Origin of the sequence: Patulibacter sp. (genome assembly GCF_030655195.1) — a bacterium.
Classification (GTDB): domain Bacteria; phylum Actinomycetota; class Thermoleophilia; order Solirubrobacterales; family Solirubrobacteraceae; genus Patulibacter.
In genome coordinates, this window is record NZ_JAURWA010000069.1 from 1 (window position 1) to 15220 (window position 15220).

The following is a 15220-nucleotide window of genomic DNA, read 5'->3' on the forward strand; positions in this document are numbered from 1 at the left end:
CGCCCGCCCCGTGCCGCCCGCCTCGCGCCGCCCGCCCCCTGCCGCCCGCCCCGCGCCCCCCCCCCGCCACCGTGCGTCGGTCCCGGGGTCAGTCGCGCGTTCCGGTCAGCTCGGCGCGGACCGTGGTCGATCCGTCCGGCGACCACGACCAGATCGTCCCGTAGCGGCCCTCGTCGTCGTCGTCGACGACGTCCGGGTCCTCCGCGATGCGCAGCGACGTCCGCAGGCTGCGGTCGCCCTCCGGCGTCGAGGGGTAGCCCGCGGCGACGCCCGCGTACCCGTCGCCGCTGCCGGCCCCGGAGAGGTGGATCTCGCCCGTGCCCTCGGGCGCACCGACGAGCGCGACGTCGTCGGGGTCCTCGACGGCGATCACGACGGTCGAGCGGTCCGCGATCCAGCCCACCGCGTTGCCCCGCAGCACGCGCAGCTGCTCGACGGACGCCTCGCGATCGAGCGAGCCGACGAGGTCCTCCGCGGGCCGCGCCCGGCGGCGGTCGAGGAACCGGGAGCCGTTCATCAGGTCCATCGCCGACACCCGCCGCGCGCGCTTCGGCGTGCCCTTCGCGTGGTGGGTCCAGGCCAGGGTCGCGCCGTCGAGCCGGACCCGGCCGATCGGCCCGCGGCTCAGCAGGTGCGAGTCCGGCCGGCCCGCGTCGTTCCCGATCGTCGTGCAGCCGTACGTGCGCCCGCGCGTCCGCCAGACGCGCGACGCACCGTCGTCGGTGCGGCTGACGGCGACGGTCGTCCCGGTCCCCGGACACGGACGGGAGGCCGCGGAGGCGGCTCCCGGGACGGCGAACGCGAGGGCGGCCGACAGGCCGAGGGTCAGCGTGGCGACGGTGGCCGGTCGGCCGCCGGACCGGCGGGGCGTGCGGAGCATGGGGCGAGCCTATGTACGGCGTCCTCCCGCGTGGGCGTCGCCCGTCACGAGCCGGGTGCGTCGTCCGTCACGGTGGTGCACACTCCGTCGATGCGTGCGTCCCTGCCGTCCCGTCCCTCCGATCGGGACGCCGCGGCCGGACCCCCGGCGGCCGAGCCGGGGGAGGGCGCGTCACCGTCGTCCGCCGCCGTGCGTCCCGGCCGTCGTCGGGGCCGACCCGTCGTCCTCCTCGCGACGGCGCTGGGCGGCGCGGCCCTCGTGGCCCTCGTGGCCGGCGGCCTCGCCGCGCCGGCGGGCGCCGTGGTCAACGGCACCCGCACGCCGATCGCCACCGCACCGTTCGCGGTCCAGCTCGTCGCGGGCGGCGACACGTTCTGCTCCGGGTCGCTGATCCGGCCGCGGGTCGTCCTGACCGCCGCGCACTGCCTCGCCGGGACCCGGCGGGCGAGGGTGTTCGTGGGCCGGCAGGACACCCAGGGCACCGACGGCGTCGAGATCAAGGCGGTCAGCAGCACGTACGACAAACGGGTCGGCGGCAAGCGGGGCACCACGAGCGCCGGTCTGGCGGCCTCCTCGGACGTCGGCCTGGTCGAGCTCGCGCGCGACGTCACCGAGGTGCTCCCGATCGCGCTGGGTGGGCCGGAGCACGCGTCCCTCCTCGCCCCGGGCCGCATGCTGACGGTGACCGGCTGGGGCGTCGTCGGCAGCAACGACGCCGCGCGCGAGAGCTCGGCGTCGCGCACCCTGCGCAGCGCGACCGCGCCCGTCCGCTCCGCCGCGTTCTGCCGGGGTCGGCTGCGGGCCAGCACCCGCGGGATCGTCTGCGTCGGCCGGCTCAGGCGCCCGGTGCCCGGCGCGTGCTTCGGCGACAGCGGCGGACCGCTCTACGCGTCGACCCCGGCCGGCGCGATCCAGGTCGGTGTCGTCAGCTCGAGCCCCGTGGCCAGCTGTGGGCGCGACACGACGTTCTACGCCCGGGTCCAGTCCGGTCCGGCGCGCACGTGGATCGACCGGCACCTGACCGCCGAGGGGCGCCTTCGCGGCGGACGGGCGCTGCGGTAGGCGGCGGGGCGGTCGCCCTAGGGGCGGCGCGCTCCCGCTGCTCGGCGGGGAACAGGGGTCGACCGCCACCGACGCGGCCGACCGACGACTCAGCCGACCGCCGGGTCGGGCTCCGGCTCGAGCGGGCCGTCGGGCCCGACCGGACCGTCCGGGTCCAGCGGCAGGTCGGGGTCGGGCGGGAGCGCGGGGTCCGGCGGCAGATCCGGGGTGGGGCCGGGCTCCGGCGGGAAGTCCGGGACCGGGGTGCTCGGATCGAGCGGCGGCAGGACGTCGGGACCGGGCTCGGCGGGCACCTCGGGCTCGACCGGTGCGGGCACTTCGAGGGAGGGCATGGGGTACGCGTACCCGCCTGCCGGGTCGCGGACCATCCCGATCCGCCACGCACCGGTCCCGCGGCATCGAGCAGCCGTCGCGCGAGGCGTCCTCCGCGGGCGCACCCGCGCCGTCCCCTACGCGCTCTCCGCCTCGGCCGCCGGCGCCTTCTTCGCGTCGGGGTCCGCCACGCCGTCGGGGTCGATCGGGTCGACCGCGGCGGCCTTCGCGGCCGGGCCCTCCGTCGGGACCTCGAGGTCGAGCTTCTCCATCAGCAGGCGCAGCAGGCCGCCCGCGGCGGTGCCGATGACGGTGCCGGGCGGGTAGATCGCGTCGGCGCCGTTCGCGCGCAGCTCGTCGAAGTCCTGCGGCGGGATCACGCCGCCGACGACGACCGCGACGTCCTCCCGGCCCATCTCGTCGAGCGCCTTGCGCAGCTGGGGGACGAGCGTCAGGTGGCCGGCCGCCAGCGACGAGGCGCCGACGACGTGCACGTCGGCCTCGACGGCCTGGCGCGCGACCTCCTCCGGCGTCTGGAACAGCGGTCCGATGTCGACGTCGAAGCCGAGGTCCGCGAACGCGGTGGCGATGACCTTCTGGCCGCGGTCGTGGCCGTCCTGGCCCATCTTCGCCACGAGGATGCGAGGGCGGCGGCCCTCCTGCTCCTCGAAGTTCTCGACGAGCGCCTTCGTGTCGTTGAAGTCCTGGCTCATGCTGCCGACCTCGCTGCGGTAGACGCCCGAGATCGTGCGGATCTGGGCGGTGTGGCGGCCGAAGACCTTCTCCAGCGCGTCCGAGATCTCGCCGACGGACGCGTGCGCGCGGGCCGCCTCGACGGCCAGCGCCAGCAGGTTGCCCTCCGACGCGCCCGCGCCGGTCGACTTGCGGCCCGCGCCCTCGGTCAGGGCCTCCAGCGCCGACTGCACGCGCGACTCGTCCCGCTCGGCGCGCAGGCGCTCGAGCTTCTCGATCTGCCGGGCGCGGACGTCCTTGTTGTCGACCTTCAGGACGTCGATCTGCTCGTCGACCGTCGGCTGGAACTTGTTGACCCCCACCAGGGTCTGCTGGCCGGAGTCGATGCGCGCCTGCGTGCGGGCGGCGGACTCCTCGATGCGGAGCTTCGGGACGCCGGCGTCGATGGCCTTCGTCATCCCGCCGAGCTCCTCGATCTCGGCGATGTGCGCCAGCGCCTTGGACGCCAGCTCGGCCGTCAGGCGCTCGACGTAGTACGAGCCGCCCCACGGGTCGATGACGTCCGTGGTGCCCGTCTCCTGCTGCAGGAACAGCTGGGTGTTGCGGGCGATGCGGGCCGAGAAGTCGGTCGGCAGGGCGAGCGCCTCGTCCAGCGCGTTGGTGTGCAGCGACTGCGTGTGGCCCTGGGTGGAGGCCATCGCCTCGACGCAGGTGCGCACGACGTTGTTGTAGACGTCCTGCGCCGCCAGCGACCAGCCCGAGGTCTGGCAGTGGGTGCGCAGCGAGAGCGACTTCGGGTTCTCCGGCTGGAACTGCTCCTTGAGGAGCTTCGCCCAGATCAGGCGGCCGGCGCGCATCTTCGCGACCTCCATGAAGAAGTTCATGCCGGTGGCCCAGAAGAACGACAGCCGCGGCGCGAACCGGTCGACCTTCATGCCCGCGTCCAGACCCGCGCGGATGTACTCGATGCCGTCGGAGATCGTGTACCCGAGCTCGAGGTCGGCGCTCGCCCCGGCCTCCTGCATGTGGTACCCGGAGATCGAGATCGAGTTGAACTTCGGCATCTCCTGCGAGGTGAACGCGAAGATGTCGGAGATGATCCGCATGCTCGGGGCCGGCGGGTAGATGTAGGTGTTCCGGACCATGAACTCCTTCAGAACGTCGTTCTGGATCGTTCCGGAGAGCTGCTCGACCGGGACGCCCTGCTCCTCGCCGGCGACGATGAAGAGCGCGAGGATCGGCAGGACCGCGCCGTTCATCGTCATCGACACGGACATCTCGTCGAGCGGGATGCCGTCGAACAGCGTCCGCATGTCGAGGATCGAGTCGATCGCCACGCCGGCCATGCCGACGTCGCCCGCCACGCGCGGGTTGTCGGAGTCGTAGCCGCGGTGGGTGGCCAGGTCGAACGCGATCGACAGGCCCTTCTGGCCGGCCGCGAGGTTGCGGCGGTAGAAGGCGTTGGACTGCTCCGCGGTCGAGAAGCCGGCGTACTGACGCACGGTCCACGGCTGGTTGACGTACATCGTCGGGTACGGGCCGCGCAGGAACGGCGCGAAGCCCGGCCGGGTGTTCAGGTGGTCGACGTCGGCGATCGCCTCGGAGCCGTAGGAGGGCTGCAGGTCGATGCCCTCGGGCGACGCGAAGCGCAGCTCCTCGACGGGGCGGCCGGCCGCGGCCGTGGCGGCCTGCTCGATCGCGTCGGTGCTCGCCGGCTCCTGGACGACGTCGCCGAGGGTGGCCTGCGAGAGGTCCGGGATGCTGCTCATCGCGCGGTCTCCGTCCGGGTGGTGACAGGTCGGTCGAGCACGGCGAGCGCGTCGCCGAGGATCTCGAGCAGGTCGACGCCCTGCTTGACGCCGCGGTCGGCGCCGAGCTCCTGCGCCTTCTCGTCGTTCCCGCCGACGAGGTAGACGGTCTTCGCGCCGGCGTCCCGCAGCGACGCGATCGCGGTGCGCAGCGCGTCGTCCTCGGCCTTGCGGCCGCCGGCCACGGCGGCCAGCACGGCACCGTCGGCGCGCAGCAGCTCGCCGGCGGTCGACGGGTCCTCGATCGGGTCGGACTGGATCGTCGCCAGGCCGCCGACGCCGAAGAAGTTCTGCGCCCAGGTGGCCTGCGCGGCGTGCGCGGCGAGCGGGCCGAGCGTGGCGAGGAAGACGCGCGGGCCGTCGTCGGTGACGGCACCGGGGCGGGCGGCGTCCCCGTCCACGCCGTCGACCGTGGCGAGGTCGTCGTCGCCCGGCGAGCCCTCGTCGCCGGAGGTCACGGCGTCCGCGTCGGCGGCCGAGCCGGCCGGCGCGCCGGCGGCCGCGGCGCGCAGGAGCTCGAACGGCTCGGCGTCGCGGCGCGTCGGCAGGCCGGTCGCGTCGAGGTCGTCGACCGGGCCCCAGCCGGCGAGCGTGGCGAGCTCGTCGACCCGGGCGCCCGCCTCGGCGGCGTCGACCAGGGTGCGCAGCAGGGCCTCGGGCGCCGGGGCGTCCGGCAGCTCGACCGCGGCGCGCTCGGCGAGCCGGTCGTTCTCCGTGCGCACGAACGAGGCACGGTCGGCCGGCTCGGGGTGGACCCCGTCGTCGGCCAGCAGCGGGAAGACGTTGACGCCGGTCATCTCGCGGTCGCGGCGGGCGAGCTCGCCGCGACGGCGGTCGGCCTGCTCGGCGAGGTCGGTCGCGACCGTGCCGCCGGTCAGGACGCTCAGCGCGCCCCCGGCGGACTCGATCTCGGTGATGCGGGTCCAGGCCTCGCGGGCCATCGCGTCGGTCAGCGACTCGACGTACCAGGAGCCGCCGGCGGGATCGGCGACGCGGCGCAGCGCGGACTCCTCCTGCAGGACGAGCTGGGTGTTGCGGGCGATGCGGCGGCCGAGGCCCCCGGGTGCGGCGGCCCCGACGGCGTCGGCCACGACGGTGTCGAACGGCGTGACGGTCAGGCCCTCGGCGCCGCCGACGGCGGCCGCGAAGCCGGCGGTCGTCGCGCGCAGCATGTTCGACCACGGGTCGATGCCCGCCAGCATGCGGTCGCTCGTGCGGGCGCCGAGGAACGAGCGGCGGCCCTCCTCGGGCACGCCGGAGAGCTCCAGCACGCGCGCCCACAGACGCCGGAACGCGCGCAGCTTGGCGATCTCGCCGAACTGGTTCGTGCCGACGGTCAGCGTGAACTCGATCTGCGTCGCGGCACGGGCGGGCTCGAGGCCGGCCTCCTCGGCGGCGCGCAGGTACGCCACGCCGGTGGTGATCGCGAGGGCCAGCTCGCGGACGGGCGTGGCGCCGGCGTTGACGTACGCGCGGGTGTCGACGGCGAGCGCGCGGACGTTCGGGAACGCGTCGGCGACCTGGGCGGCGACGCGGCCGGCGGTGGCGATCGCGTCGGCGGGGTCCTGGGCGAGCGCGCCCTCGGCGGCCAGCGTGCCGAGCGGGTCGATGCGCAGGGAGCCGATCGCGTCGGCGTCGGCGACCCCGCGGCGGCGCAGGAGCGCGAGCAGCTGGGCGCCGGTGGCGACGGCCTGGGCGCCGCCGTCGACCGCAATCGGGGCGAGCTCGACGAAGACGCCCTCGAGCACCGTCTCGAGGTCGTCGACGGTGGAGAGCATCGTGCCGTCGACGCCGCGGGTGGCCGCGAAGGCGTCGGAACCGGGGGCGTGGCCGCCGCGGGCGGCGCGGTCGGGACGCAGCTCGATGGCGGTCGCACCGCCCTCGAGGTCCTCCATCAAGGCCTTGTTGGCCGCGCGGCGGTCGGGGTGGGACTGCTGCTGACGGATCTGCCAGGCGGCCTCGTCCTCGCCGGTGCCCGCGTTCGTGCCGCGGACGAACGGCGCACGGCCCGGGACGCCCCCCGGATCGCTGGCCAGCGCGTCCTCGCGCGTGTAGAGCCAGTCGACCTCGATCCCGTCCTCGGTGAGCGACCGGGTCGGGGTGTCCTCCGGGGCCTTCGCGGCCTTGAGGGCCGCGGCGCGCCACTCGTCGTCGGGAACCGGTGGGAAGTCGGCAGCCAGGGGCTCGGTCATCAGCGGCACTCCATCGAGGGATGCGACCCTGCGTCGCAGCACGGGACCCTATCCCCGGCCGTGGGACGGTGCACGCCGCCCGCACCTCCGATTCGACGGATCCCCCCGGTCGGTGGGGCGACTCCCGGCGCGCCACGGGTGCCGGGGCGGCCGGGCGCCCGGTACCGTGGGCGACCTCGTGACGGTCTCGTCAGACCCAGCGGTCCTCGGACCCGACCCGTCGGGGTGGTCCCGCGTCAAGGCGTGGATCGGCCGGCACCAGAAGGCGATCCTGATCGTCGGGTCGATCGTGACGGCGGGCATCATCGTGGCGCTCCTGTGGGGCCGCCGCGACGAGTTCGCCACGGCGATCCGCGACGTGCCCCTGGGCATCTTCGTCGCGACCTGCGCGCTGCAGACGCTCGGGCTGATGGCCCGCAGCGAGTCCTGGCACCAGGCCGTGCGCGGGGCGGGGGCGACGGTCTCGCGCCGGGTGCTGTTCCGGGCCTCGGCGATGCAGGTCCTGGGGAGCATCATCAACGGGCAGCTCGGCGTCGCGATGCGGATCGCCGCGCTGCGCCGCTCGTCGCCGGAGGTCACCCCGAAGATCCCGACGCTGATCGCGGCGGAGTTCCCGATCGTCGCGGTGGAGCTCGTGTTCGCCGCGGCCGCGTCGTTCACGCTCGTGGGGCCGCTGGGCCTGCCGTGGTGGACCCCGCTGGGGGCGTTCGCGGTCGCGGCGGCGATCGGCTGGTGGATGCGGCACCTCTCGCACCGCCCGGGCCGCGACTTCTGGGCGGGTCTCTCCGTGCTGCGCCATCCGCGCGGCGCGAGCCTCCTGACGGGCGCGCTGCTCGTGGCGATCCTCTGCCAGGTCGTGCGCAACTGGATGCTGCTGCGGGCCGTGGGCGTCGACGCGTCGTTCTGGGACGGTGTCGCGGTCCTGATCGCCGTGGCGACCCTGGCCCAGCTGCCGACCGGTCCGGCCGCCGGCGCGGCGGCCGCCGTCCTGATCCTCGGCAGCGAGGGCGTCGCCGCGACCGCCGCGGCCGGCGTCCTGATGACGGTGACGGGCACGATCGGCGGCCTGGTCTTCGCGGCCTGGTCGGGTGGGGACCAGCTCCACGCGTTCCGGCGCGGGCGCAAGGCGGCGGGCCGGGCCGGGCCGGCTCCGCCCCCCGGCTAGGACCGGGCCCGGTCGGCGGTCCGTGACCTCGGGTCCTGCCCACCGTGGAGGGGGGGGGAGCGTCGGCCGGCCCCGCGGGTGGGACCGGTCGGGGCCCTCCTCACTCCGCCGCGTCGCTCCCGTCCCGCGGCCGGATGTCGCTGCGGGGCACCAGGCCCCAGCCCTCGAGCGCCGTGCGCGCCTGCTCGGCCGCCTCGATGTTCAGCGGGCCGCTCGTCCACATCGCGTAGGGCAGGTTGAGGAACCGGCCCTCCCGCACCGCCGGCAGGTCCTGCACGCCGGCGCGGGCCCGCAGGACGGCGACCTTCTGCGCGAACGTCTGGGGCGGGTAGTCGACGAAGAGGAAGGCGTCGGGCCTCGCGGCGATCACGCGCTCCCACGAGACCTCGGTCCACGTGTCGTCGAGGTCCGCCAGCGCGTTCTTCGCGCCCGCCGCGTCGAGGATCGCCTGCGGCGCGCCGAAGCGACCGCTGGAGTACACGGCGTTCGTGCCGCTGTCGAAGAGGAAGACCGTCGGCTTCCGCCCCGCCTGCGGTGCGCGGCGCAGGGCGGCAAGCCGCGCGTCGATGTCGGCGACCGCCGTCTGCGCGCCGTCCTCGTGCGCGGTGACGCGACCGATGTTCGTCAGGTCGGTGCGCAGGGCGGTCCACGGGTCGACGACGCCGCGCGCCCGCCCCTCGCCCTGACGGCAGCTCTCCGTCAGCGTGTAGGCCGCGATCCCCTGCTGCGCCAGCCCGGCCGGGGTCAGCTTCCTCGTCTCGTCCCAGCCGTAGTTCCAGCCGGCGACGACGACGTCGGGCCGCTGGGCGAGGACGGTCTCCCGGGCCGGGTACTCCTTCGCGACCTGCCGCAGCCCGTCGACCGCGGCGGCGCCGTAGTACTTGCGCAGGACGGGCGCGTCGCGCTGCATCGAGCTGACCGCCGCGACGTTCGCGCCCGCCCCGACGGCCAGCGCCATCGAGATCATGTTGCCGTCGTTGACGAAGAGCCGGCGGGCCGGTCGCGGGAACGAGACGGCCTTCCCGCAGTTCTGGAGCTGGACCTCGGTCGGGCCGGACGCGGCGCTCGCGCCGGCGGGTGCGGTCGTGCCCGCCGCGGGGCCGGACCGGTCGGCCTCGGATCCGCCGCAGGCCCCGAGTGCGAGGGTGGCGGTCGTCGCCAGCAGGGCGGCGGTCAGGCGGGCGGCCGTCGGGCGCGGGGTGGGTCGGTCGGTCATCGTCGGGTCTCCGGGGTGGATCGGGGGACGGGTCCTGCGAGGACGGGACGGGGCGATCGGCGGCTCAGCACCGGTCGTCCGCCGGCTCGTGGGTGGTGAACAGCAGGTGGACGTGGCCGGTGTCCGGGTGCCGGACCGGGACGGCCTCCACGCCGAAGACCTCGCGGATCGCCGCGGGCGTCAGCACGTCCTCGGGCGGGCCGTCGGCGTGGACGGTCCCGTCGTGCAGGATCGCCACGCGGTCGCAGACGGCCATCGCGAGGTTGAGGTCGTGGATCGCGACGACGACGGTGCGCTCCAGCCGGCGGATCATCCGCATGAGCGCGAGCTGGTGCCGGACGTCGAGGTGGTTGGTCGGCTCGTCGAGGACCAGCAGCGGCGCCTCCTGGGCCAGGCCGCGGGCCAGCAGCACGCGTCGGCGCTCGCCGCCGGAGAGCTGCTCGACCGACCGGTCCACCGCGTGGTCGAGCTCGACCGCGGCGAGCGCGCGGAGCACCGCATCGCGCTCCGCGTCGTCGCCGCCGGCCCAGGGCGGGCGGTGCGGCGTGCGACCCAGCGCGACGACCTCCCCGACGAGCAGGTCGGACTGCGGCTGCTCCTCCTGGCCGACCATCGCGATCTCCCGCGCCCGGTCGCGGGGCGAGCGCCCGGCGAGCGGGGTCCCGTCGACGCGGACCTCGCCCCCGGCCGCGGGCCGGACGCCGGCGAGCACCCGCAGCAGCGTCGACTTGCCGGTCCCGTTCGGGCCGACGACGCCGAGCATCTCGCCGTGCCGGACGGCCAGGTCGACGTCGGCGAGGACCCGCCGGCCGCGTCGCCCGCCCACGTCGCAGGCGAGTCCGCGGGCCTGCAGGTGCGGGATCCGCGGATCGTCGGCGGGGGCGGGGAAGCGGGCACCGTGGGTCATGCCGGGACCCCCGGACGGCCCGTGCGACGGCCCGCGGCGAGGCGGCCGGGGACCGGACGGCGGATCACGACGAGCCCCCGAAGCGGTAGGTCCGGCGACCCAGCAGCAGCAGGAAGATCGGCGCGCCGATCAGCCCGGTGACGACGCTCAGCGGGACCTCGGTCGGGCGCACCGCGACACGGGCGGCGACGTCGACCCAGACGAGGAACAGCGCTCCGGCCAGGGCGGCCACCGGCAGCACCGCGCGGTGGCGCGCCCCGACCAGGAGCCGGGCGACGTGGGGCAGGATCAGGCCGACGAAGCCGATCCCGCCGGCGACGGCGACGAGCACCCCGACCAGCGCCGCCAGCAGGACGAAGAGGACGTTGCGCAGGACCCGGACGGGGACCCCGAGCGCCGCCGCGGTGTCCGGGCCCGCCGCCAGCGCGTCGAGCCAGCCGCAGCCGGCCATCAGCAGCCCGCCGACGATCGCGACCGTCGCGGTGGGCAGGAGGAGCTGGTCCCACGCCGCTCCCGACAGGCTGCCCAGCAGCCAGAAGAGGACGGACTGCGCGGCCTGCGGATCGGAGCTGCGGAAGACGAGGAAGCTCGCGAACGCGGAGAACGCCGACGACAGGACCGTGCCGGTGAGGACGAGCCGCAGCGGCGTCAGGCCGCCCTGGGCCATGGCGATGCCGAAGACGAGCAGCGCGGCGGCGAGGGCGCCGGCCAGCGCGCCGAGCGACAGCGCCCACAGGCCCGCCCCGGCGAACAGGCCGGTGGTGATGACCGCCGTGGCGCCGACGCTCGCGCCGGACGAGACGCCGAGCAGGTAGGGGTCGGCGAGCGGGTTGCGCACGAGCGTCTGGATCCCGGTGCCCGCGATCGCCAGGCCCGCGCCGACGACGATCGCCAGCAGGGTCCGCGGCAGGCGGATGTCCCAGACGATCGCGTCCCAGGTCGGGTCGGCGGTGCCGCCGAGCAGCCGGTGGTCGAGGACCTCGAGCACGACGCGCGGGGGCAGCGGCTCGGCGCCGAACCCGATCGACAGCACCGCGCTGAGCAGCAGCGCGCCCAGGAGGGCCCCGACGACGATCGGCGTGCGGGGTCGGCGTCGACGCACCGGTGCGCCGGCGCCGGCGGGGGGCGGGGACGTCGGGCGGACGGCGACCGGCGCGCTCACGCGGGCACCAGCCGACCGGGGGCGACGCCGTCCGCGACGTTCCGGGTCAGACGTGCGCGTCGCTCGGCCGGGTCCAGGCGCTCGCAGCTGCCGCACTCGCCCTTGCCGGGCGCCAGGCGCATGAGGCAGCACGTGCGACGCTCGTGCGCGAGCACGTCGCCGTCGGGTCCGGGCACGCGCACCAGGTCGACGAGGTCGTCGAAGGCCCACGCGGACGCGGCGAGGAAGCGCTCGGCGTCGGCCCGCCAGCCGGGGCGCGCGTCGGCGGGCAGCGCGCGGTCGAGCAGCCCGAGGACGGACGCGCAGGCCGACGCCACGTTGCCCCAGGCCACGCGCTGCGACAGGCGCGAGGCCGTCCTCGACGCTGCGATCACCGGGGCCAGGTGCCGGGTCACCAGCGCGTCGGCGAGGGCCCCGGGGTCCCGCGGCGGCGGGACGGGGTGGAGTGGCCGGTCCGCAGGGGCGTCGGCGAGGGCCCCGGGGTCGCGGCACAGGTCGGCGGGGGACCTGGGATCGAGGGACGGGTCGGCGGGGGAGCCGGGAGCGCGCGGCGGCGTGCCGTCCGCCCGCGGGTCGGGCGCGGCCACGCCGACGGTCCGCCCGCCCTCCATCCGCACCCACACGCGGCCCGGGCCCAGATCGAGCACCGCGCCGGTGAGCGCCCAGGCGCCGATCGCCAGGCCGGCGACCCGCCACGCGTAGCCCTGCAGGGCGCACGAGCCCCCGACGGTGCTGCGCGCGCTGCCGATCCCCGCGGCGTAGTCCTGCGCGACCGCGGGCCAGGCGTCCGGATCGACGAGCACGTGCGCGGACGTCCACCCGTCGGCGGCCAGCGCGGTGGCGTCCCGCCCCGGGTCGACCGGCAGCCGGTCGTCGCACGCGGCGAGGCGACGGATCGCCTCGCGGAGGGCCGCGTCCTGCACCTCAGCGGGACCCGGTCGCGCGGTCGCGCGGGGGGACGAGCCCGAAGCGCTCGAGGGCGTCCCGGACCCGCTCGGCGGCCTCGATGTTCGGGAAGCCGCTCGTGAACAGGGCGAGCGGCAGCGTCACGACGCGGTCCCGGCGGATCACCGGCAGGTCCTTCAGCCCCGGCCGGGCGCGGAGGGTGCGCAGCTTCTGGGCGACCTCGCCCGGCTCGCCCGACCGGTAGTCCATGACGACGACGGCGTCGGGCCTCGCGGCGGCGACGCGCTCCCAGCTCGCCTGGAACCAGGTCGTGTCCTGGTCGTCGAAGACGTTCGTGCCGCCGGCGGCCTCGATGATGCCCTGGGGCGGGCCGTTGCGACCGGAGGTGTAGAGGTCCTTCGTGCCGCTGTCGAACAGCAGGACCTTGGGCGGCCGGCCCGCCCGGGGGGCGGCCTGAAGCGCCGACAGTCGCCGGTCCAGCTCGCGCCGGGCGGCGGTCGCCTCGCGTTCCCGCCCGGTCAGCCGGCCGTATCCGGCGAGGTCCGCGCGGACCGCGTCCCAGGGGTCCATCGTCCCCAGCTTCGACGCGGTGCCCGCGGCGGGGTCCTGCCGGCAGCTGTCGGAGATGACGTACGGCGCGACGCCGCGCTTCTGCGCCGCTTCGACGGTGACCCCGGTCGAGCCCGCGAACAGCCCGGAGTACGAGCCGATCAGGACGTCGGGGCGCTTCGCGAGGATCGCCTCCATCGAGATCGGGCTGGTCAGGCGCGGCACCCGCTCGATGCCCCGGCCGTAGAGCCCCTGCATGACGGCGTCGTTGCCCTTCGTCAGCGACACCGCCGCCAGCTGCGAGACCGCCCCGATCCGCAGCAGCGTGCCGACGTTGGCGGAGTTGCTCGTGGCGACGATGCGCCTGGCGACCCCGTCGAACGTGCGTCGCTGTCCGCAGTTCTGGACCGTGACGGGCCCGGCGGGCGTCGTCGCGGCGCCGGCGCGGGGGGCGGGGTCGTCGGAGGAGCCGCAGGCGGCGAGGGCCAGGCTGCTCGCGAGCAGCGCGACGGCGAGCGGCGCCCTGCGGAGGTGGCGGGACGTCGCGGTCGCGGGCGTTCCCGGGGGCCGGCGCGGCGCGGTGGCCGTGGGCGGGCCCAGGGGGCGGCGACGGGCGGTGGCCGCAGGCGTGCCACGGAGGTGGTCGGGACGGTCGTCGACAGGGGTCGACGCGGGTGCGGCGGTGCGTGAGCTCACGCGGTGGTCCTTCGATCAGGAGCTCGTACGCGGAGCCCGTTCGGCGATCCGGCCGGCGACGTGCGATGCACGCCGAGGGCCGCAAGCCAGCAGGTCTTCGGACTCGGGTTCGTCCGGTCGAGGCGCCTTCCCGGATCTGTGGATCCAGTGGCCGATGCCCCGCCCGTCCCCCTCACCGCTGCGCGTCAGTTCCGGTCTTGCACCGGATTCCCTGACCCATCGAGATGGGTACGACTGGCTCGCGGCGGACCATAGCGGACGATCTTCGGAACGCCGAACGCGGAGCTCGGCGGGCGGGGCGCGTCCCACGTCACGCACCCCGGCGACCCCGTCGCCTACGGTCGGACGATGCAGCGCGCCCTCGTCCTCGGTGCCGGTGGCCTGGCGGCCATCGCCTGGGAGACCGGGCTGCTCGCCGGTCTGGCCCGGCGGGGCGTCGACCTGGCCGCCGCGGAGCTCGTGGTCGGGACGTCGGCCGGCTCCACGGTCGCCGCGCAGCTCGGGGGCCCGCGGGACCTCGAGGCCCTCGTCGACGCACAGCTCGATCCGGCGACGTCGGAGCTCACGCCGGACCGCGATCCCGTCCGGGTGGCGGAGCGCGCCGCCGTCTGGGACGCGCTCGCGCAGGGCGGCGACGTCGTGGCCGCCCGCCGTGCGATCGCCGCGATCGCGCTGGCCACCCCGACGGTCGACGAGGCCACCCGGCGGGCCGTGATCGCCGCCCGGCTGTCGGGCGCGGACTGGCCGGACCGTCCCCTGCTCGTGCCCGCGGTCGACGCGGCGACCGGCCGGCTCGTCGTCTTCGACCGCGGCTCGGGCGTCCCGCTGGTCGACGCGGTGGCCGCCAGCTGCGCGGTCCCCGCCATGTGGCCGCCCGTGACCATCGGCGGGCGACGGTACGTCGACGGTGGGGTGCGCTCCGGCACCAACGCCGACCTGGCCCGCGACGCGGACCGGGTCGTCGTCCTGCAGGCCGGCGACGCGCGGCCCGACGACGCGGCCGAGGTCGGTCCGTCGCTGGACCGCCCCGGCGTGCTGGTGGTGCGGCCGGACGAGGCGTTCTTCGCGGCCCGGGGCGACGACCCCCTCGACCCGGGCGTCCGCGCCGGCTGCGTGCGGGCGGGGCTCGACCAGGCGCCCCTGGTGGCCTCGGCGGTCGCCGCGGTCTGGGCGGCACCCCGCATCGTCGCGGCCGACTGACGCGACCGTCCGGGCGGGCGGGGCCGTCGGGTGGGCGACGCACCCGGTCGGCTCCGCCGGACCCGGGACGGCGAACCCGGCCAGGAGTCCGGCGGAGCCCCTTCCGCAACCGGCCGCCCGCCCATAGGGTGGTCGGGGATGACGCCCGACGACCTCGCAGGCATGACGGGCCGCCTGTCGGGCGCGGTCCGCCCGGGCCGGATGGGCGAGGTCATGCTGGCCGTCGGAAACCGGGTCGAGGCGTACTACGCCGTCGCCTACGACGGCACCGAGGTCATCGAGCGGGACGCGGAGTGCGTCGTCGTCGAGTCCCACCCGTCCCTCTCGCGCACCGTGCTCGTCACCGCGCTGCCGGTGTCGGCCTGATGCCGGCCGACCGGCCGGCCGCCGCCCGCCCTGCGCCGCCCGTCCTGCCCGGGCGCCCTGCCGCCCGCCGCGGCGTCGCCCGCAGCACCGCCGCCCATTCCACCGC

At 76.4% G+C, this 15220-nt stretch carries 13 protein-coding genes and 1 riboswitch; of the genes, 4 read left to right on the forward strand and 9 right to left on the reverse strand.

All coding sequences use genetic code 11. The features are described 5' to 3' along the window. Positions 1-88: 88 nt before the first annotated feature. The gene (locus Q7T67_RS07285) at positions 89-880 is read right to left on the reverse strand and encodes a hypothetical protein (protein ID WP_304787530.1); all 792 of its coding nucleotides are present in this window, start codon (positions 878-880) and stop codon (positions 89-91) included. A gap of 189 nt (positions 881-1069) precedes the next feature. On the opposite strand from Q7T67_RS07285, the gene Q7T67_RS07290 reads away from it, so the two are divergent. Continuing rightward, on the forward strand, positions 1070-1942 hold the full coding sequence (locus Q7T67_RS07290; protein WP_304787532.1) for a trypsin-like serine protease: 873 nt from the start codon (positions 1070-1072) through the stop codon (positions 1940-1942). An 89-nt stretch (positions 1943-2031) separates the two neighbouring features. Here Q7T67_RS07290 and Q7T67_RS07295 read toward each other — a convergent pair whose 3' ends face one another. The 3 genes from Q7T67_RS07295 to Q7T67_RS07305 all read right to left on the reverse strand — a co-directional run bounded on the left by Q7T67_RS07295 (position 2032) and on the right by Q7T67_RS07305 (position 6947). Continuing rightward, positions 2032-2274, reverse strand: a complete 243-nt coding sequence (locus Q7T67_RS07295) for a hypothetical protein (RefSeq protein WP_304787534.1) — start codon at positions 2272-2274, stop codon at positions 2032-2034. Between the two features lie 117 nt (positions 2275-2391). Further along, entirely contained in the window at positions 2392-4716 is a 2325-nt protein-coding gene (scpA, locus tag Q7T67_RS07300; RefSeq protein ID WP_304787536.1) for a methylmalonyl-CoA mutase, read from the reverse strand. Continuing rightward, positions 4713-6947, reverse strand: a complete 2235-nt coding sequence (locus Q7T67_RS07305; RefSeq protein WP_304787539.1) for a methylmalonyl-CoA mutase family protein — start codon at positions 6945-6947, stop codon at positions 4713-4715. Before Q7T67_RS07305 ends, scpA begins: the two co-directional genes overlap by 4 nt. 178 nt (positions 6948-7125) lie before the next feature. Between Q7T67_RS07305 and Q7T67_RS07310 the strand changes: the two genes are divergently transcribed. Next, positions 7126-8112: a lysylphosphatidylglycerol synthase domain-containing protein gene (locus tag Q7T67_RS07310; RefSeq protein WP_304787541.1), complete on the forward strand. Its 987-nt coding sequence runs from the start codon at positions 7126-7128 to the stop codon at positions 8110-8112. A 100-nt stretch (positions 8113-8212) separates the two neighbouring features. Here Q7T67_RS07310 and Q7T67_RS07315 read toward each other — a convergent pair whose 3' ends face one another. The 5 genes from Q7T67_RS07315 to Q7T67_RS07335 form a co-directional block, all read right to left on the reverse strand. Further along, on the reverse strand, positions 8213-9328 hold the full coding sequence (locus tag Q7T67_RS07315) for an ABC transporter substrate-binding protein (RefSeq protein WP_304787543.1): 1116 nt from the start codon (positions 9326-9328) through the stop codon (positions 8213-8215). Between the two features lie 64 nt (positions 9329-9392). Continuing rightward, complete coding sequence (locus Q7T67_RS07320; RefSeq protein WP_304787545.1) at positions 9393-10235, reverse strand: ABC transporter ATP-binding protein; 843 nt, start codon at positions 10233-10235, stop codon at positions 9393-9395. A 64-nt stretch (positions 10236-10299) separates the two neighbouring features. Continuing rightward, positions 10300-11337 carry a FecCD family ABC transporter permease gene (locus tag Q7T67_RS07325; RefSeq protein WP_370695370.1) on the reverse strand — a complete coding sequence of 346 codons (1038 nt, stop codon included), beginning with the start codon at positions 11335-11337 and terminating at the stop codon, positions 10300-10302. Between the two features lie 56 nt (positions 11338-11393). Next, positions 11394-12320: an IucA/IucC family C-terminal-domain containing protein gene (locus tag Q7T67_RS07330; RefSeq protein WP_304787548.1), complete on the reverse strand. Its 927-nt coding sequence runs from the start codon at positions 12318-12320 to the stop codon at positions 11394-11396. Between the two features lies 1 nt (position 12321). After that, positions 12322-13548, reverse strand: coding sequence for an ABC transporter substrate-binding protein (locus Q7T67_RS07335; RefSeq protein ID WP_304787550.1), 1227 nt, complete (start codon positions 13546-13548; stop codon positions 12322-12324). Between the two features lie 70 nt (positions 13549-13618). Next, a riboswitch (cobalamin riboswitch) is annotated at positions 13619-13802 on the reverse strand. 94 nt (positions 13803-13896) lie between these two features. Between Q7T67_RS07335 and Q7T67_RS07340 the strand changes: the two genes are divergently transcribed. Both Q7T67_RS07340 and Q7T67_RS07345 read left to right on the forward strand, forming a co-directional pair. After that, positions 13897-14748 carry a patatin-like phospholipase family protein gene (locus Q7T67_RS07340; RefSeq protein WP_304787551.1) on the forward strand — a complete coding sequence of 284 codons (852 nt, stop codon included), beginning with the start codon at positions 13897-13899 and terminating at the stop codon, positions 14746-14748. Between the two features lie 138 nt (positions 14749-14886). Beyond that, a complete protein-coding gene (locus Q7T67_RS07345) occupies positions 14887-15114 on the forward strand; it encodes a hypothetical protein (protein ID WP_304787555.1) in 228 nt (75 codons plus the stop codon). Positions 15115-15220: the final 106 nt, after the last annotated feature.

Bases quoted from the DNA above. Each gene is read 5' to 3' on its own strand.
- Q7T67_RS07285 (WP_304787530.1), bottom strand. From the start codon at position 880: ATGCTCCGCACGCCCCGCCGGTCCGGCGGCCGACCGGCCACCGTCGCC.
- Q7T67_RS07295 (WP_304787534.1), bottom strand. From the start codon at position 2,274: ATGCCCTCCCTCGAAGTGCCCGCACCGGTCGAGCCCGAGGTGCCCGCC.
- scpA (WP_304787536.1), bottom strand. From the start codon at position 4,716: ATGAGCAGCATCCCGGACCTCTCGCAGGCCACCCTCGGCGACGTCGTC.
- Q7T67_RS07305 (WP_304787539.1), bottom strand. From the start codon at position 6,947: ATGACCGAGCCCCTGGCTGCCGACTTCCCACCGGTTCCCGACGACGAG.
- Q7T67_RS07315 (WP_304787543.1), bottom strand. From the start codon at position 9,328: ATGACCGACCGACCCACCCCGCGCCCGACGGCCGCCCGCCTGACCGCC.
- Q7T67_RS07320 (WP_304787545.1), bottom strand. From the start codon at position 10,235: ATGACCCACGGTGCCCGCTTCCCCGCCCCCGCCGACGATCCGCGGATC.
- Q7T67_RS07340 (WP_304787551.1), top strand. From the start codon at position 13,897: ATGCAGCGCGCCCTCGTCCTCGGTGCCGGTGGCCTGGCGGCCATCGCC.
- Q7T67_RS07345 (WP_304787555.1), top strand. From the start codon at position 14,887: ATGACGCCCGACGACCTCGCAGGCATGACGGGCCGCCTGTCGGGCGCG.